This window comes from Pelosinus fermentans JBW45 (genome assembly GCF_000271665.2).
In the GTDB taxonomy this organism is placed as follows: Bacteria; Bacillota; Negativicutes; order DSM-13327; family DSM-13327; genus Pelosinus; species Pelosinus baikalensis.
In genome coordinates this window covers 1,449,038-1,466,820 of record NZ_CP010978.1, presented here as the reverse complement: position 1 = coordinate 1,466,820, position 17,783 = coordinate 1,449,038, and the positions used below count along the sequence as shown (strand labels likewise).

The 17,783-nt window shown below is 44.7% G+C and carries 14 protein-coding genes; 5 read left to right on the top strand and 9 right to left on the bottom strand.

Annotated elements, in window-relative coordinates:
* The first annotated feature begins 72 nt into the window (after window positions 1–72).
* Window positions 73–756, top strand: a complete 684-nt coding sequence (locus JBW_RS06070) for a Crp/Fnr family transcriptional regulator (RefSeq protein ID WP_235334152.1) — start codon at window positions 73–75, stop codon at window positions 754–756.
* A 72-nt stretch (window positions 757–828) separates the two neighbouring features.
* Here JBW_RS06070 and JBW_RS25935 read toward each other — a convergent pair whose 3' ends face one another.
* Entirely contained in the window at window positions 829–957 is a 129-nt protein-coding gene (locus tag JBW_RS25935) for a hypothetical protein (protein ID WP_268747877.1), read from the bottom strand.
* A 19-nt stretch (window positions 958–976) separates the two neighbouring features.
* Complete coding sequence (locus tag JBW_RS06065) at window positions 977–1,924, bottom strand: MerR family transcriptional regulator (protein WP_007957078.1); 948 nt, start codon at window positions 1,922–1,924, stop codon at window positions 977–979.
* 126 nt (window positions 1,925–2,050) lie between these two features.
* On the opposite strand from JBW_RS06065, the gene ahpC reads away from it, so the two are divergent.
* Window positions 2,051–2,614 (top strand): alkyl hydroperoxide reductase subunit C, encoded by a 564-nt coding sequence (gene ahpC / locus JBW_RS06060; protein ID WP_007957079.1) that lies wholly within the window; start codon window positions 2,051–2,053, stop codon window positions 2,612–2,614.
* 12 nt (window positions 2,615–2,626) lie between these two features.
* On the top strand, window positions 2,627–4,156 hold the full coding sequence (gene ahpF, locus JBW_RS06055; protein WP_007957080.1) for an alkyl hydroperoxide reductase subunit F: 1,530 nt from the start codon (window positions 2,627–2,629) through the stop codon (window positions 4,154–4,156).
* 64 nt (window positions 4,157–4,220) lie between these two features.
* Here ahpF and JBW_RS06050 read toward each other — a convergent pair whose 3' ends face one another.
* Together JBW_RS06050 and JBW_RS06045 are read right to left on the bottom strand one after the other, a co-directional pair.
* A complete protein-coding gene (locus JBW_RS06050) occupies window positions 4,221–5,219 on the bottom strand; it encodes a helix-turn-helix domain-containing protein (protein WP_007957082.1) in 999 nt (332 codons plus the stop codon).
* Between the two features lie 62 nt (window positions 5,220–5,281).
* Entirely contained in the window at window positions 5,282–6,295 is a 1,014-nt protein-coding gene (locus JBW_RS06045; protein WP_235334151.1) for a helix-turn-helix transcriptional regulator, read from the bottom strand.
* A 377-nt stretch (window positions 6,296–6,672) separates the two neighbouring features.
* Here JBW_RS06045 and JBW_RS06040 point away from each other — a divergent pair, with 377 nt between their 5' ends.
* Window positions 6,673–8,904, top strand: a complete 2,232-nt coding sequence (locus JBW_RS06040; protein WP_007957084.1) for a TonB-dependent siderophore receptor — start codon at window positions 6,673–6,675, stop codon at window positions 8,902–8,904.
* Between the two features lie 199 nt (window positions 8,905–9,103).
* Here the strand turns inward: JBW_RS06040 and JBW_RS06035 are convergent, their stop codons facing one another.
* Complete coding sequence (locus JBW_RS06035; protein WP_007957085.1) at window positions 9,104–10,096, bottom strand: helix-turn-helix transcriptional regulator; 993 nt, start codon at window positions 10,094–10,096, stop codon at window positions 9,104–9,106.
* Between the two features lie 408 nt (window positions 10,097–10,504).
* On the opposite strand from JBW_RS06035, the gene JBW_RS06030 reads away from it, so the two are divergent.
* Complete coding sequence (locus tag JBW_RS06030; protein WP_007957086.1) at window positions 10,505–12,685, top strand: TonB-dependent siderophore receptor; 2,181 nt, start codon at window positions 10,505–10,507, stop codon at window positions 12,683–12,685.
* Between the two features lie 101 nt (window positions 12,686–12,786).
* On the opposite strand, the gene JBW_RS06025 is transcribed toward JBW_RS06030, so the two are convergent.
* The 4 genes from JBW_RS06025 to JBW_RS06010 form a co-directional block, all read right to left on the bottom strand.
* The gene (locus tag JBW_RS06025) at window positions 12,787–13,674 is read right to left on the bottom strand and encodes a ChaN family lipoprotein (RefSeq protein ID WP_007957087.1); all 888 of its coding nucleotides are present in this window, start codon (window positions 13,672–13,674) and stop codon (window positions 12,787–12,789) included.
* Complete coding sequence (locus JBW_RS06020; RefSeq protein WP_007957088.1) at window positions 13,671–15,614, bottom strand: TonB-dependent receptor plug domain-containing protein; 1,944 nt, start codon at window positions 15,612–15,614, stop codon at window positions 13,671–13,673. The genes JBW_RS06025 and JBW_RS06020 overlap by 4 nt, the downstream gene beginning before the upstream one ends.
* A gap of 176 nt (window positions 15,615–15,790) precedes the next feature.
* Entirely contained in the window at window positions 15,791–17,161 is a 1,371-nt protein-coding gene (gene hutW, locus JBW_RS06015) for a heme anaerobic degradation radical SAM methyltransferase ChuW/HutW (RefSeq protein ID WP_235334150.1), read from the bottom strand.
* 32 nt (window positions 17,162–17,193) lie between these two features.
* On the bottom strand, window positions 17,194–17,742 hold the full coding sequence (locus tag JBW_RS06010) for a flavodoxin family protein (RefSeq protein WP_007957092.1): 549 nt from the start codon (window positions 17,740–17,742) through the stop codon (window positions 17,194–17,196).
* Between the last annotated feature and the right edge of the window lie 41 nt (window positions 17,743–17,783).

Below are 17,783 nucleotides of genomic sequence, written 5' to 3'. Positions count from 1 at the left end.
TATTATTATAATAGAATGAACGTATACTTTTCGTAGCTCATGTTACATTGTTTTGACAAGCTGGTGATAACGATGTCTGATATTTTGGAAATTATTGCTCATTGTCCGTTGTTTAAAAATCACTCTACCCTGCAAATTAGGGAGTTTTTAGCCGGCACAAACTACAGTATAAACCGCTATAAGAAAAACCAACTTATTTTTCGAATGGATCAGCAGATTACTCATGTCGGCATTGTTCTCACTGGCAGTGTAGAGGTCCAAAAAGTCATTCAGTCGGGTCGGATGATCAATCTGGTTTATAAGGAAAGAGGTGAAATTATTGCTGAGGGTACTGTCTTCTCTACCATACCAACCTATCCCTGCCAGGTAACCTCACGGGAAGTAACCGATATTTTGCTGCTACCCAAACAGTATATGTTCCAGGCTCTGGGCTGCAATCCCAGTCTTTTGACCAACCTTCTGCAGCTTATGTCTGATAAGCTCATCATGTTGAATACTAAAATAGAATTGTTATCCTATTGCTCGATTCAAAGTAAAATTGCTTTTTCTTTATTGCATTGTATAAACCAAAATCCAGTGGCGCAGGTGATTGAACTACCCTATTCCAAAAAAGCCTGGGCCGAGCATCTCAATGTACCGCGTCCCTCACTGTGCCGGGAATTGGGAAATCTATGCAAAACCAATATTATTACATTAAATAAGCGAACGATTACCATTGTGAACAGAACGCAACTGGAAGCAATGCTTAATGAATAAGCATTGATGTGGCAATAGAGCTGTTGAAAAGCAGAAAGAAGCAAAGGAATCATCCCTTGCTTCTTTTGCTTTCTACCTTCGAACCGACTCCCATGCTAACGACTGCATCACGAGCTTTATGGCATCACAGAATCCTTGATTATAATAGATTTCTCCTGCAAGAGTTTCTTTCTCCGTAAAGTTCTCCTGCATTTTGTCCACGATGCCCTTGCTGCAACTACTATTCTTTGTGACCAGTAAACGATGTCCTTAAACGATCTTTCTTAATAGGAACCCAAATCTCATAGTAATCAAGTCCATCTTTGTGAACACTTGTCAAATATCGCCCAATTAGAGGACCTGCAACCTGATTCCCCTGGTCTTGCAGCCACTGCATAGCTTCCGCGAGCATATGGTTGGTCTGTTCAGAGTAATCTGTGCCTGTGACGGTATATAAATAATCGCCTTCTCTCATGGCTGAGAACCCTTGCTGTTCGGCATGGGCCAACAGTTGTAAATTTTCTTCAGCGAAGCTAATACCTAACTGCGACTGACAAAAGCTCTGATTTTGCAGCAGCTCTGCCTGTGGGATAAACAAAGTATACCTGATCTGATTCAGCCAACAGCGATCCGGTTTCTTGTAGCTGCGAACGATATTAAACAAATCATCAGCTTGTGCACCGACAAATTTATAACGAAAATCGGGAGCCTGAACAATTGAAAATTGCCCCAGCATTTGCTCACATAATTCATAGTGCTCTACAACCTGAGTAAGCATTTTGCGCTGTCTGATTAGCCCTTGTATTTTGTCCTCTACGACTTGCTGATTATGTTTAAGGACATCCTTGATCTCGTGAAGATCCATCTTCGTCACAATCTGGCGAATATCCTTAACTGCCACATCCATGTTGCGAAAAAACAGAATATCAATAAGAATGACCAGATCATCATAAGAATAATATCGGTAGCCATTCTTTGCCTTTTTACTGGAAGACAGCAGCCCTGCTTTTTCATAATAACGCAGAGTATCAGTTGATAGGTCAAACAGTTTGGCCATTTCACCAATCGTCCACTTCTTTTCATTCATCAGCATCACCTGCTCTAACTTTTTATCACCCGCCCAAAACGCTTCATTGGTCAAGACCGGGTGTTTTTGCTTTTGTAATTTTAATTTATAAATTTTTTTCATTTTGACTATTGACATTTAATGAAATAGATAAGATAATATGAATCAAGAGATAATAATTATCGTTTAGTTGATTCATCAACCAAGCATTAATTATTAATTAAAATTTATATTTGGAGGTAATTTATTATGTCATTAATTGGAACAGAAGTAAAACCGTTTAAAGCGCAGGCTTATCACAATGGAAAGTTTGTTGAAGTTACAGAAGAGGCTTTAAAAGGCAAATGGAGCGTAGTCTTATTCTATCCGGCAGATTTTACGTTTGTGTGCCCGACAGAGCTTGAGGATTTGCAAAATCAATACGCTACGCTAAAAGAACTGGGTGTGGAAGTATATTCTGTTTCCACGGACACTCATTTTACCCATAAAGCCTGGCATGACAGTTCGGAAACCATTAAAAAAATCACCTACATAATGATCGGTGATCCTTCCCATACGTTGTCAAGAAACTTCGAAGTGCTGATTGAAGAGAACGGTCTTGCTGATCGCGGGACATTCATCATCGACCCTGATGGCATCGTACAGGCGGTTGAAATCAATGCCGGCGGCATCGGGCGTGATGCAAGCACACTAGTTAATAAAATTAAAGCCGCACAATATATTCGGAAAAATCCCAACGAGGTTTGCCCGGCTAAATGGCAGGAAGGTGCTGCCACACTTAAACCAAGCCTAGATCTTGTCGGAAAGATTTAAGAGGTGGGTTCAATGTTACTAGATCAGGATATAAAAGAACAATTATCTCAATATCTTCTGTTGATGGAAGGCGATGTGCTGATTAAAGTTAGTGCAGGCAGCGATACTATATCTAGTGACATGATTGCTCTGGTCGATGAAATCGCCTCTATGTCTCCCATGATCGCAATCGAGAAAACAAAGCTGCCAAGAACACCGAGTTTCAGTATCCATCGCGCAGGAGAAGATAGTGGAATAACCTTCGCTGGCATTCCTTTGGGACATGAGTTTAACTCTTTGGTTTTGGCGTTGCTGCAGGTCAGCGGCAGAGCGCCAAAGGTTGAGCAAAAAATAATCGATCAGATTAAAGGGATTAAGGGTAAGTATCATTTTGAAACCTATATCAACTTGAGCTGCCATAATTGCCCAGAGGTTGTCCAAGCTCTGAATCTTATGAGTGTCCTTCATCCGGATATTACGCATACCATGGTCGATGGTGCTGCTTTTCAAGAAGAAGTGCAGACCAAAGAGATTATGGCGGTGCCTTCAGTTTATCTGAATGGTGAATTTTTTAGCAGCGGTCGTATGGATGTCGAGGAAATACTTGCCAAACTCAGTGATAGCTCTGATGTCTCCGATTTAGAAGAAAAAGAGCCCTTCGATATTCTTGTTGTGGGAGGCGGCCCGGCTGGAGCCAGCGCGGCTATTTATGCGGCAAGAAAAGGACTTCGTACCGGGATTGCTGCCGAGCGGTTTGGTGGTCAGGTTAAGGATACCCTTGGAATTGAAAACTTTATCACTGTAAGATATACCGAAGGTCCTAAACTGGCGGCAAATCTTGAGGAGCACGTGAAAGAATACCCGATTGATGTGATGAAGCTGCAGCGCGGCAGACGTTTGGAGAAAAAAGAGCTGATCGAAGTTGAATTGGAAAGTGGTGCTATCTTAAAGAGCAAAGCAGTCATTCTTTCTACAGGAGCCCGCTGGCGCAATATTGGCGTACCGGGAGAAGCCGAGTTTAAAAATAAAGGTGTGGCTTACTGCCCCCATTGCGATGGTCCTGTATTTAAAGGAAAACCTGTGGCCGTTATTGGCGGAGGCAACTCTGGTATTGAGGCGGCAATTGATCTGGCCGGTATTGTGGAGCATGTGACTGTGCTGGAATTTTTGCCGGAACTGAAAGCTGATGTTGTGTTGCAGCAACGCCTTTACAGTTTGCCGAATGTGACAGTTTTGAAAAATGTTCAAACGAAAGAAATCACCGGTACGGATAAGGTCAATGGCCTTTCTTATATTAATCGCAGCACAGGAGACGTACATCACCTGAAGCTTCAGGGGGTATTTATCCTAATCGGTCTTATTCCGAATACCGATTGGCTGGATGGCATGGTAGAACGCAACCGTTTTGGTGAGATCATTGTAGACAGCCGCGGTGCAACCAATGTGCCGGGAGTGTTTGCCGCGGGAGACTGCACAAATACTCCTTATAAGCAGATTATAATTGCTATGGGATCCGGTGCGAATGCGGCACTAGGCGCATTCGACTACTTAATACGGAATTGATTTTCACGACGCAAAGGAAGCTCAAAAAGCCTTTGCGTCTTTTTCTTTTGGCCATGAACCATTGCTATAAATTAAACGACTGCCTCACCTGCCTGGGCGTCAAGCCATGAATTTTTTTAAATGCCTCCGTAAACTTGCTAGGCCTCGCATACCCCAGAAGTGAACTGATATTTTGGATACTCATCTCATCATGCCATAACAAACGCAGTGCATGGTTCATCTTTTCCTGCCGTACATAGTCAGCTATACTCATCCCATAGCACGATTTAAACAATATGCGCAGCTTGGTGGTTCCCATTCCAGCAATAGCTGCTAACTGCTTAACTGACGGCGGGTTTAGTATTTCCTTGTCTAACTCCGCCTTAACTTTCCAAATAAATTGTTGATTTTGATACGTTACATGCTTGGGGCGTTCCTTTTTTTGAAACCATTCCGCATGTTTCGGAGTTTGCACAGCACATAAAATTAAAGACAAAATTGCAATTACCTTGCTTTCAAAATACATTAGCGGCGTCACACCGCCTCTGATTGCAAATCGAAGCTGTTGAAAGTGCAGAAGCAACTCTGGGGTATTATAGTAGTGACTTGGCCAGGTTAAAGCATCGTTTATGGTCAATGATTCCTTCCACTCTCTATCCTGCAAGTATTTACTGATAAAATCGGCAAACACCCAAACACCAGTATATCGGATGTGCTTTTCATTGCCAAAGACTACTTTAAATGGCTTGCCCTGGTTAGCCATCAGATGAATGCCTTGCCTCATCCGCTTTGCTTTCTTGCCCCTTTCGAAAATGGTAACATCACCGCTCTCAAAGGAGCACAAGAACAATCCTGGCTGCTCAATTTCATAAGTCTTGGTAACTGGTTGATGCAGTGTAAAATAGGCATCGCTAACAAAAAGACCAGGTTTAGGATGAATATCGATAAACCAGCTATCACCATTTTCAGGAGGAAATACATAGGTAATACCTTTCGGACATCTGCTAAGTTCCCCGCTATTTTTAGTACATCTTAACTGTGCAGCCAGTTCGGCATTACCGTCAAAGTATTCATTTGTAGCCATATTCTCCCCTCCTTGCTATCTGTTTATCCAAGTACAACATCAGCCTTAAAACGGTACTTCACTTACAAAGAGAGTGACTTCCGAAACTGCTGGGGTGTAAAACCGTGAATTTTTTTAAATGCTGCTGTAAACCGACTAGGGCATCCATACCCTAGAAAAGTGCTGATATTTTGTACGCTCATGTCGTCATGGGATAATAGCCGTAATGCATAGTTCATTTTCTCTTGCCGTACATAGCCGTCGATGGTCACGCCATAATAAGACTTAAACAACTGACGCAGTTTGGTTGTCCCCATTTCGGCAATAACTGCCAATTGCTTAACTGATGGCGACACCAGAATATCCTTATCAATTTCAGTTTTGACCTGCCAGAGAAATTTTTTGTTTTGGTAAGTCACATACTTAGGACGTTCTGCTTGAAAAAACTTTTCCGAATACCCTTCAAGCTGGACACTACTCAAGATGGTGGACAGGATCTCCATAATCTTAACTTCAAAATACATCAGAGGCTTGTCAGTATTTCTTATACCATATTTAAGCTGTTCAAACAGCATAACCAGTTCAGGGGTATTGTAGTAATGGTTTGGCCAGCTCAAAGCATCGCCTAGTGTAAGAGGCTCTTCCCATTCCCTGTCTTTTAGATATTTGGCAATGAAATCAGAGAAAATCCAGGCCGCGGTGTACCAAATGGGCTCTGAACTACCAAATGTAATTTTAAATGGCTGCCCTTGGTTGACCAACAAATGGATGCCGGGTTGCAGCCGTTTGCTTTTCTTGCCCCTTTCTAAGATAGTAACATCACCTCGGGCAAAGGAGCACAGCCATAGACCAGGCTGTTCAATGTCATACACTCTTATGACTGGCTGTGGCAGTGTAAAGTAAACGTTGCTAAGAATCAAACCAGGCTTAGGGTGAACATCTACCAGCCAATTGTCCCTTATTTTCGGGGGCAGCCGATAGACAATTCCATGGTTTTGGCTGTCCGTCATGCAGCCTAGCTGTGCTGCCAGTTCGCGATTACCGCTGAAATATTCATTAGTACCCATACCCGCATCCTTTCCACTGCCACGTTTCATTAGCAAAATATGCTTATTCGCGCTGATCCTTATCTTACAATCTATATGTATCATACCATGTTACTATTGCAAACTAAATAACTGATACAATAATTTTCTATGCTTAAATTACATGAGATCGTGTCAAAAAAACGCAGAAAGATTCTATTAACAGTTCTAAATATGAGAATTTTTCTCGTTCAATCCAGCTTTAGTTTATTTTTCTACATAGCAATTTATCATCTGTCCAACCGTTGACTAACATAAAATTACCTTGCTATAATTAGCCACAAGTTAGCCAGAGCCGGCTTATCAAAAACTAACTTAGCATTTCAATCAGGAATTTCATTGATAATGATTATTGTTATTATACTATCACAGAGGGAGTCGAAGAAAGCATGAAGAAATACGTATCCCGGGCAGCGCAAAGAAGCTTGCTCTATACCCTGATTGGCAGCAGTCTGTTCTGGCATCTGCCTGCGCACGTTTACGCAGCAGATGAAACAAAAGAAACCGCACCGCCAGCAGTGCATTCTGCTGATGAACAAGCTGCTGAAGCAACTGCAAGTCAGCGGGAATTTAGTCTGGAAGGCGTGGAAGTTACAGCTAATAAAGAAGTTGCTGTCGATAAAGGTTATGTCGCCAAACGCAGCAGTGTCGGAACTAAGACTGACACCCCCCTTGAGGAAACCGCCCGCTCTATTAGCGTCATTACCCAAGAGCAGATGGAAGCCCGTGGCGTAACTGATCTGTTTGACGCTCTAGGCTACACCCCCGGCTTTAGTGACGCCACCTACAACCGGGATTCTCGATTTTTCAGGGCCAATAGCCGTGGGTTCACTGACTATTCCGTTTATACGGACGGCTTGCGCATGTCAACTGGAGGCTTTTCTAAGTCCAATTACGACCCCTATAGTTTTGAACGCATCGAGGTGCTGCGCGGCCCAGCTAGTATTCTCTACGGGGCCAATAGCCCTGGAGGGATTATCAATCAGGTCTCCAAACGCCCCACCAGCGAACAACTGCGAGAGATTCAAATCCAAGCCGGCAACGACAATCAGCTCAGTGGAGCCATTGATCTGGGTGGTGCAGTGAACGAAAAGGGGAATGTGCTCTTCCGGCTGACTGCCCGTACTTCCGATGAAGACTTGCCAGAAGACTACAGCAGTGCTAAGCGGCAAATGATCGCCCCTGCTCTGACCTGGAAACCTGACGATGATACCAGTCTGACCCTCCTGGCCCATTACCAGAAAGACGATATCAAGGGCAGCTACGATACCAATCCGTACCGCTACTTACCCGGGCACAAGCTATACGGCTACTCTGGTACCGGTTTTTACGGTGAACCGGGCTATGACCGCTTTATCAGAGATGATAAGCAAATCGGATATATTTTTGAGCACCGCTTTAACGATACCTGGTCAGTAACCCAAAGCGCTCGCCACTCAGATATTTCCGCAGATTTCAAATATTTGTCGATAGACAGCGTAACGGATGGTATCGCCAAACGTACAGCATATTATTCTCAAACCGATCTCAGCTCTAATGTCATTGATACTCACTTTCAGGCGAAATGGTCCAGCGGTGCAGTGGACCATACCACTTTACTAGGCTTTGATTATCAAAACAATGAATATGGCTATATCTGGCGGTCAGGTTTAGCGCCATCTCTTAACCTTAACAGCCTAAACTACGGACAAGGGGTTACTACCCCCACTGCATTAGCCTCCTGGACTTCGGCAGATATCAAAATGAAGCAAACCGGCTTCTATGTCCAGGATCAGCTAAAATTCGGTCAACGCTGGACAGCAATTGCCGGCGGTCGTTACGACCAATTTGATCAGGACACGCGCGATATCAAGACGGATGCACACACCCGCATTGACCAGAGCGCCTTTACCGGTCGCCTAGGACTGGTTTATGATGCTGGCAACGGGCTGTTCCCTTATATCAGCTATGATGAATCCTTTGAGGGCCAGGCCGGCACAAACCGCCACGGCAAAGCCTTCGATCCAACCACTGGCCGCCAATACGAACTGGGCGTGCAATATGCACCGGAAAATAGCAACATCCGCTATAGCGCCGCCATCTTCGACTTGCGCCAGCAAAATGTCTTAACTAGCGATCCATTGAATACATCAAACGAAAGTTTTCAAGTTCAAACTGGCGAAGTCACCGCTCAGGGCCTGGAACTAGAAGCTAATATTGCCGCCCTAAAAGGTCTTAATATTACTGCTGCCTACACCTACATGCCCAAACATAAAGTGACCAAGAATAACGATGCTGCCCTTCTTGGCAAGACCACGGCAAACGTCCCGAGGCACAGTGCCTCCCTCTGGTTCGATACCGCTGCGCCAGAAGCAATGAAAGGTGAGAGAATTAAAGGCTGGGGCTTTGGCGCAGGCCTGCGCTATATTGGCTCCCGGTATGATTATTATAATACCGTTAAATTAGGCGGCGTGGTACTGACCGATGCCTTAATCCGCTATGATGCCGGCGGCTGGCGCTACGCCTTCAATGTTCACAATTTGTTTGACAAAGAATATGTCATCGGCTCCTGGACCGGTGATAACTATGAAACCGTCAGTCCCGGCCGCACTTTCAGATTGACAGCCACCCGCCGCTGGTAGTCACTTTTACCTTAACGGCGTTATAATTTCTAATAAGCCTATCTGGTTTCCTACTATGGAAGCCAAATAGGCTTATTGCATTTTACTCTTTTACATTTATTTCTCCTGGCATACTAACAATATATATGCAAGTTCTTTAATACTGCCAAATTTAACTTCATCCTGTTTTTCGTTCTTCATCGATTTGAGACCAGTACTACTAAATTAAAAATGATTTTCTGACCTCACTAGGAGTAACATGATAGACTTTCTTAAAGGCCAGCGCAAACTTGCTGGCACTCTCATAGCCAACGGTTGCAGCAATATTACTGATGCTCAAATCGTCAACGGACAGCAGCCGCAGCGCATGCTTTAGTTTTTCCTGCCTAATATATTCGGCAATGGTGATTCCGTACCAGAGCTTAAAGCTTTGTCGCAGTTTGGTTGCCCCCATTTCGGCAAGGACAATAAGCTGCTCCATGGAAGGCGGCTGGAGGATATTCTTATCTAGCTCTTCTTTAACCTTCCAGATATATTTTCTGTTTTGATACGTCAGATGTTTCTGGTTGCGGTTTTTCTTCAAGTAGTCTTCCCATAAATCCTGGTATTGCATATTACGCACAATGAGAGACAGCAGTTCCCCCAGCTTACTTTCATAATACATAAACGGCGGTGGAGCGTCTCCATTGCGGATCGCATATTTCAGCTGCTCAAACACCATGACAACATCGGGAGTATTGTATTGAAACGGCTTCCAGCAGGCTGCTTCAGCCAGATAAAAAGGTGACTCCAGCGGGTGAGCCTTTAGATAACGATCAAGACAGTCACGAAACACCAGCATGCTAGTGTACCACATCGGCTGATCGGTTCCATAAATAATCTTGAACGGCTTTCCCTGATTGACCAGTGCATGAATGCCTGGTTCCAGTTTGCGTGTTTTTTTACCATTCTCGACAATGGTAATATCGCCACGGGCTACTGACCACAACCATAAACCCGGCTGCTCCATTTGGTATTCCCTAACCACCGGCTCCAGCAGGGTAAAGTAAACATCAGTAAAAAACAGCCCTGTCGCCGGATGAATATCAACCAGCCAGCTATTACCATTTCGCGGCGGCAGCCCATAAAGTACGCCATTGCCAAAGTCTCTTGTGCTGCAGCTCAGCTGCCCGGCCAGTCCAGCATTTCCTGTCAAATACTCATTTGTATCCACTGTCCGCCTCCCTTCTTTCAGTCTTCTGCTATTATCGCTCACAGTATCTTACTGTTATTACTTATGATAGCATGAATTTTGTCTAAACAGAACTAGTCCAAGCTCCATATCCCTGTCCTAAATTGACATAAGGCTGCACATTCCATTCGCAAAAATTCCTCCTTTTACCCTCGGCCGGTTGATAACAGTTCTCTATTTGTCTCATGACAACCCACTTCTTAAACCTCTGTAACCCGTCATTATCAGGCGTTGACGCCACTGGAACTACCTTGCTATAATGTGCCCAGGCTAGTCATCAAGAATTCGTTAGGGTGGCTAACTTATTATTTATAAGTGATATTGATTATTCTTATCGATATCACTTTCGGCATTATTCACTATATAATACAATAGCAAAGGATTGATGGTATGAAAAAAACCTCCCGTACCCGAAAAAGCCTGCTCTATGCCTTACTGAGCAGCAGCCTGCTCTGGCACTTGCCTATGACCGCTAACGCAGCAGATGAAGTGGCCTCAACTCCAGAACAAACCGCTGCAGAGGCCGACAGCAGTCAACCTGAATTTATCCTGGAAGGCGTCGAAGTGACTGATGAACGGCTAAAGAAAGAAAGCTATATCGCCAAACACAGCACAATTGGTACTAAAACCGACACCCCTTTAAGCGAAACGGCCCAATCCATCAGCATAATCACCCGGGAACAAATGAACAACCGCGTTGTTACCAACTTTGCCGAAGCCCTGGGGTATACCCCGGGAGTGACGTCTTTAGTTTATTCCGGTGAGGGACAAACCTATGGATTAAACATCCGCGGTTTTACTTATGACGGTGCTTATAACAATGGCTCCAGCCGCCTAGGAAGCTACTACGGCAGTAATTTTGACATGTACAGCCTGGAGCGGGTCGAAGTGCTGCGCGGTCCGGCCTCAATCCTCTATGGCGCAGGCAGCCCTGGGGGCATCATCAACAATGTTTCCAAGCGACCGACAACCGAACCGCTGCGAGAGATTCAACTGCAGACCGGCAGCAGTGACAAGTTTAGCGGTGCTTTGGATCTTGGCGGTCCGGTCACCGAGGATGGTAAACTTCTGTTTCGTCTGACGGCACTGAAATCCAAAGAAGACTTATACACCGATTCCAGCACCATGGAACATTCCTTTATCGCCCCAGCCCTGACCTGGAAACCTACCGAAAACACCAGCCTGACTTTTTTGACCTATTTTCACAAAGATGATCTAAAAGGAACCACCGAAGAATCTTACCAAAAAGTCTATTTGCCCGGCAATTCTTTTTACGGCTCCGGTATTTCCAGCAAGACTTATTTTGGTGAGCGGGATTTTGACCGCGCCATTCGAAACCAAAGCCAAATCGGCTATATCTTAGAACATAAAATCAACGATATCTGGTCTATGACCCAAACTGCCAGTCATTTTCATACCTCAATGACCCAGCGGGGAGTAACGGCAGATTCCCTGGATTCCGCTAACCAAACTGTCAGCCGTTCCACCAAGGTAACCGGCAGATATGGCAATTCCGATTCCATCGACACTAACTTTCAGGCCAAATGGTCCAGCGGCGCAGTCACCCATACCACCCTGCTGGGATTTGATTATCAGGAAGGCGAATACAACTGGCGTTGGGGCGGCGGATCAGCTCCAGACCTGGATTTATCTACTATGAATTACGGACAAACCATCACCATGCCTGCTTATTCCTATATTACCGCAGGTAAAACCAAACAAAATGGTTATTACCTTCAGGACCAGCTTAAATTCGGCGGAAAATGGACCGCTGTGCTGGGCGGACGCTATGACCGCTATGATAATATTTTTAGAAACGTCTCCAACGGCACCACTACCATTACCGATCAGAACGCTTTTACCGGACGCGCCGGTATTGTCTATGATGCTGGTAATGGCGTAATGCCATATATCAGCTATAACGAATCCTTTGAAGGCCAGGGCGGCAGCGACCGTCATGGCAAGGCTTTCAAACCAACTACTGGTCAACAGTATGAACTTGGCGTGCAGTATGAGCCGAAGAAGATGAATGCCCGTTTTACGGCAGCGATCTTTGACCTGCGCAAGCAAAATGTCCTGACCACCGACCCAGTAGATACCCTTTTTCAAATTCAAACCGGCGAAATAGCTTCTAAAGGTCTGGAACTGGAAGCCAACATGCAGGCTTTCAAAGGAGTCAACCTGACTCTGGCCTATACCTTGCTGAACAATAAGACCACCAAAGACAGCGATTCCGCCAAAGTAGGGCGCCGCACCGAAGGCGTTCCCCGGCACAGCGCTTCTCTATGGCTGGATACTGTCAAATCCGGTGATACAGCAGAAGGCTGGAGCTTCGGCGGCGGCCTGCGTTATATCGGTTCCCGCTACAACTACTATAACACCCGAAAATTCGGCGGTTCCGTCTTAACTGACGCCATGGTTCGCTATGATACCAATAGCTGGCGCTATGCTCTCAATGTCACTAATGTTTTCGACAAACACTATGTCGTTACATCTACCGACTACTGGGCTTATTATGACTCCGTCGACAACGGGCGTAAGGTAGTACTGACTGCCACTTATCATTGGTAGAAAAAAGGATTAGACAATAGTAGTAAAACGCCAGGGACTACCGTTTACGGTATCCCTGGCGTTTTACTTTTCATATCTGCCATACGCTTCAAATTCTCAGATTAAAGTGTCGTCCGTTTAACAAATACCACGATATCGCCGTCTGCTTGCAGATTCCTTGCCTTGACTGCCCCGTCCCCAAAGTCATCCACAAGGACAGGTGTGATAACCAGAATTCTCAAACTCGGTTCAAGCGCCTGCAGTTTCTCGACGACGCCCAGCCGATAGCGACCATGGAAATCCCCCTGGTAATGGATGATTTTCCTATCAGGGTAGTGGCGGTAATGCTCCACAATGCTTTCAGCCATAGTGTTATCCTTCAGGCACTGGGCGCGATAAAAAGCCTCCATTTGCTCTTTGGGCATAGCCTTTACGGACTGCATCTGGGTAAAGAAACGCCGCTTGTATTCACCGTCAGGAGTGCGGTGAACCGCAGGCAGGTACTGCCGCATCGTTTCATCAATCCCTTCCAGCGAACTCTGCCTCGCATAGTGCGAGGCCATCGGTCGGGGAATGTTGGCCGCAAGCACTTGCAGTCCTTCCTTTTTAGCAAACTCGACTAAGGGCCGGTAATCACTCTGGTAGTTTGGCCAGGGACGGGACTGGGCTAAGAAAGCAGTTTCGGTTATGTCACTGGCCAGATAGTCATTCAGCGGTTGCTGCACATCGCGTTCAAACATTTCCAGGGAGATGGTCAGTGCGGAGTGTTGGGCATAAACAGTTCGCAACAACTCCTCTTCCAGACGATGAAGGGCTTGATTATCGTGGTATTCGCCGAATATCATGACATTGTAATCCCGGAATAGCTGACTGACATCATCCACTGACACAGCTTTCCCGGAAACAGTCTCATAGCACTGGTAATCAGCTGAATTCGCTTCTACCAGAACAGAAAAAAACGTCATCCATATGGCAATAAGCAGTGTAATTGATCTCATCATTAGCTTCATATTGTGATACTCATGCCAAATCTCCACAAACGGCCTTCGAGGATCAGGGCATCGATTTTTTTATCGAGAATATTATCAATGCCAAAATAGGAGTCATATTTATCATTCCATTTTTTGTTGATCACAAAGTTTAAGGTATTATAGTTGTAATCAGTCTCAACATAGCGGTAATCACGCACCCATTCATGCCATAGAATACCACTAATTCCCGTATTTTGAATATCATCATAATGCAGCTGCAGCGAATACCTGTTTTTTGCCCTGCTGCTCAGGCGTTCATGGGTTTTGGAATCTTCAGCGTCCAAATAATTATAAGCAGATTTTAGCGTAAATTTATCGTTCAGATGCCTTCCAGCTTCAAGTTCAATGCCTCTTATCTTAGCTTTATCAATATTGATGTATTTTGAATTATAAACCACACCAGTCCCAGGAATGTAACTCATTGTGTCGTTTGTTCCAATCAGATCGGTAACATCGTTATAAAAGTAAGTTAATTTTCCAAAATCATTTCCTCTTTCTCCTTCGAAGCTTATATCATAATTAGTCGATTTCTCCGGTTTTAAATCTGGATTACCAGCAACAATAACAGTCATGTTGGGTATAGGGCGATGAGTCATTTTCATATATAACTCACTGACACTGGGTGCTTTAAACCCTTTCCCCAAATTTGCCTTAAAGCGATAATTATTATCCATTTTGTAAGTCATACCAATTTTAGGACTAAAATCATCGCCAAATTTATTACTGTTATCATATCGCAGGGATGGAATAATTAAAAGTTTGCTATTAACAGCCCATTCATCTTGTACGTAGGCGGCCTGATATTTTATTTCTTTTTCTGATATGGACTTGCTTATTCCATGCTCAATGATCGTAGAAGCATGATCACCATTGTCTTCCAGCCTGGTCCCACGATATTCAGACGACCGGTATTCACCACCAAATGTCAGTACATGTTCATCATCCAATTTCACCGTATTTTTCCCATCAACTACCCAGGTTTTATACTTTGCTCTGTCAAAGTCACTATATGTTCCACTTTCAAGCAATGTATCATTATTTTTTTCCAGCTGATTAAAATAAGCCCGCAATTCATAATTACCTCGTGAATTGATACCACGATAATTGATACCGTAGGAATTTCTCGTATTGGTATAATAATCTCTGCTGCCATCAGTGAATCCCGATTTCAAATGTTCACTCATTCTTTCATAAAAGACATCGAGGTTCTTACCTGCCGACATATCGTATGTTCCACTGATATTATAGAACTGGCGTGGTCCATACATATTCGTACTATCTGTTCGTGCCCTCTCTTTAATATCGGTAAAAAGTGTATCAACTACCCATGACCATTTCCCTTCTTTACCTAAGTCAAAACGGAAGGAAGCGTTCTGTTGCTTGCTGCTGTTCGACAAACCCACGGTAGTCTGTGGCTTTTCCGATTTACGCATAATAATATTGATGACGCCGCCCAAAGCATCTGATCCATAAAGAGAACTAACCGGTCCCCGTACGATTTCGATCCGTTCCACATTATTAATATTAATCCGGTTTAATTCGTAATAATTCATGGTTGATCCCGTATCTTCCCCTGCCATACGTCGACCATCAATCAAAATTAGGGACTGGTTCGTATTCATACCACGCAAACTAACCTGATTACCTGTCATTCCCGCTTCAGAAAGATTTAAATTCATCGCCAGCTTCAATGCCGCTACTACGCTGTCAGCCCCCATGGTTTCGATATCTTGCCGGGTGATGACCTCAACACTGGCCGGTATATCCTTCACATTCTGCTTGGTCCGAGTGGCAGTAACCACCACCTCACTAAACTGGTAAGGTTCCTCCTCGGCGTAAGCCGGCAAACTCAATGCCGCCATAATACCGAAACTTAATAACGCCACTTTGCTTTTCTTCTGAGTTTGTCCCATTTTCATATACTATCTTCCTTTCTTATATTGTAGTAAAGTCGACAACTTTATCTATGAGTTAACTTGAATTCATAATCGACTCCTTTCATTAACTTAAGTTATTGGTAATAGAAAATAGCAAAGCTCCATGCGGTAATAAGACCGTCATGGAGCTCACAGGCTCTCTAAAAATGACCCGGCAATTAGCCTTGGGCCGCTATAGGCTGCACTTCCACCGAATGTTCACCATCTAGCAGAGCATGCAAGCATTCTAATACTGACTGGGCGATGTTCATATACCAAAACTGACCAGCTACGGTCAGGCGAGCTACTGCCGGACCAAATTCAAGAAGCCCACGCCCTTGCCAAATCTCCAGTAATGATTCTAATTCCAAAACAGCAGGTCCATAGCAGGCTGCTAAGGCACTAAGTTGTAAATAACCCCGCTCGAGTTGTCCAATAACCATATTGTGCAAACCACTGTCGACTGGCTGCAGCAGCATGCCAGCAACTGGCTTATGACCTTGCTCAATACTTTTAATATAGTTACCGACATCCCGATTTAAAAACATAGCCACACCGCCAATATTACCGCCGGCACCCGCACCAAAGGGAATCACACTGTGACCTGCCTTTGTAAGGGTATTGTATATGCTTCGCTCACGATGGGTCTTCCTCCAGTGGCAAATACTGAGCCGGGAAAATACATGGGCTGACAGTTCCGCTTCGGCCGCAGCAAACATTTGAGCTTGCTGGGCCGTTGTAGCTGCCGGCGGCAGCTTCCCGGCATTGATGGCCTGCTGCAAGGCACTGTCTTCATAAATGTTTAACTGATATAAATCCATTCCATCAATGGCTGCCGTTTTCAATAGATTAACATCATCAGCCCAAACCTGGTTAGTCTGGTTCGGCAGACCATAAATCAAATCAATAATAACGGCAGCCTGATTATAACTTGTCAACAATTCCAGCCTCTTAAGAATTGTCTGCGTATCATCCAGCCGGCCAACCCCTCGCCGTACTTCTGGGTTGAAGGACTGAACACCGATGGATACACGGTTTACCCCATGATCCAGCCAAGCTTCCATCTTAGCTGGAACTAAGTCATTAACCCTCCCTTCCAGTGTCAATTCATAATCATTGGCTAGGGGCAAACAGTCACGAATAGCGTCCAGCAGCCTGGCAACCTGCTGAGGTGCCAGAGTACTGGGAGTCCCACCCCCGATAAATACGGCATTAACCGGTCCACTGGCTAGATAAGCGCTATCCCGGCTCATCTGCAGTTCTTTAATTAAATGATCAATATAAACGGCTTCCAACTCTTCCGCTGAATAATTTTGAAAAAAACCGCAGTATAAACAACGATGCCGGCAAAAGGGAATATGAATATACGCTACACGTTGTTCAGGTTTTTGATTTTGTCCCAGTAAAGACTGCCATGTCGCCTGCCATTCCCCCGGCATGATCGGTTTGCCTCGGACGCCGGCATGAACAACTCGGCGTTTTACAAAGGCTTCTACCAGCGACTCTTCGGCTGCTGTGCCAACGGTCAAGGCATATTGATCTGGGCTCATGTTCGCCAGAATTTGTTTTAGTCTACTTCCCCTCAAGAGGCAGTCACCTCACCTTTCCCCTGCCCTGCAACTAGATTCAAGCTATTTTTTATATCTACAAAAACAGCCTGAGCCGCCTCTAGATCGCTGGAATCAGGATGGCTGGCAGCTTTCTTATAGCGTTCCATCCGTTCTGGGGTAGCAGCATGAGGATGATTTCCCGGCATATTTTTAAATTGTTCAATTAGCTTCGGATCTATTTTCCCCTGGCATATAAAAGTTCCCACCAATTGATTGCTAACATCCAAGAATGCAGCAGCATTCTTGAGGCTGCTGGCAGCATGCTCTGAATCAGGATAGGCCCCTAATGTAGCAAATAAGGCAACTGGTTTATCCTGAATGGTCTTGAGATACTCCTGGGCCTTCTTATCAGCTGTTCCTTTGTCAACCCAAAAGCCGACTATCACAAAATCATAGTTTGTCGGCGCCGGTGCTGTTTCAACTGGAAACAACGCAGCCCTTGCACCAAAGACTTCATAGATCGCCTCTGCCACCTTTTTGGTATTGCCCGTAAGACTGGAATAAACAACTAACGTTTGCATAGAAAAACCTCCTATTTTTTAAAAAATCCAATTTTACCACT

What these genes read in the sequence shown, in the direction of transcription:
- JBW_RS06070 (WP_235334152.1), top strand. Translation starts at nt 73, where the DNA reads ATGTCTGATATTTTGGAAATTATTGCTCATTGTCCGTTGTTTAAAAAT.
- JBW_RS06065 (WP_007957078.1), bottom strand. Translation starts at nt 1,924, where the DNA reads ATGAAAAAAATTTATAAATTAAAATTACAAAAGCAAAAACACCCGGTC.
- ahpC (WP_007957079.1), top strand. Translation starts at nt 2,051, where the DNA reads ATGTCATTAATTGGAACAGAAGTAAAACCGTTTAAAGCGCAGGCTTAT.
- ahpF (WP_007957080.1), top strand. Translation starts at nt 2,627, where the DNA reads ATGTTACTAGATCAGGATATAAAAGAACAATTATCTCAATATCTTCTG.
- JBW_RS06050 (WP_007957082.1), bottom strand. Translation starts at nt 5,219, where the DNA reads ATGGCTACAAATGAATACTTTGACGGTAATGCCGAACTGGCTGCACAG.
- JBW_RS06045 (WP_235334151.1), bottom strand. Translation starts at nt 6,295, where the DNA reads ATGAAACGTGGCAGTGGAAAGGATGCGGGTATGGGTACTAATGAATAT.
- JBW_RS06040 (WP_007957084.1), top strand. Translation starts at nt 6,673, where the DNA reads ATGAAGAAATACGTATCCCGGGCAGCGCAAAGAAGCTTGCTCTATACC.
- JBW_RS06030 (WP_007957086.1), top strand. Translation starts at nt 10,505, where the DNA reads ATGAAAAAAACCTCCCGTACCCGAAAAAGCCTGCTCTATGCCTTACTG.
- JBW_RS06025 (WP_007957087.1), bottom strand. Translation starts at nt 13,674, where the DNA reads ATGAAGCTAATGATGAGATCAATTACACTGCTTATTGCCATATGGATG.
- JBW_RS06020 (WP_007957088.1), bottom strand. Translation starts at nt 15,614, where the DNA reads ATGAAAATGGGACAAACTCAGAAGAAAAGCAAAGTGGCGTTATTAAGT.
- hutW (WP_235334150.1), bottom strand. Translation starts at nt 17,161, where the DNA reads ATGAGCCCAGATCAATATGCCTTGACCGTTGGCACAGCAGCCGAAGAG.
- JBW_RS06010 (WP_007957092.1), bottom strand. Translation starts at nt 17,742, where the DNA reads ATGCAAACGTTAGTTGTTTATTCCAGTCTTACGGGCAATACCAAAAAG.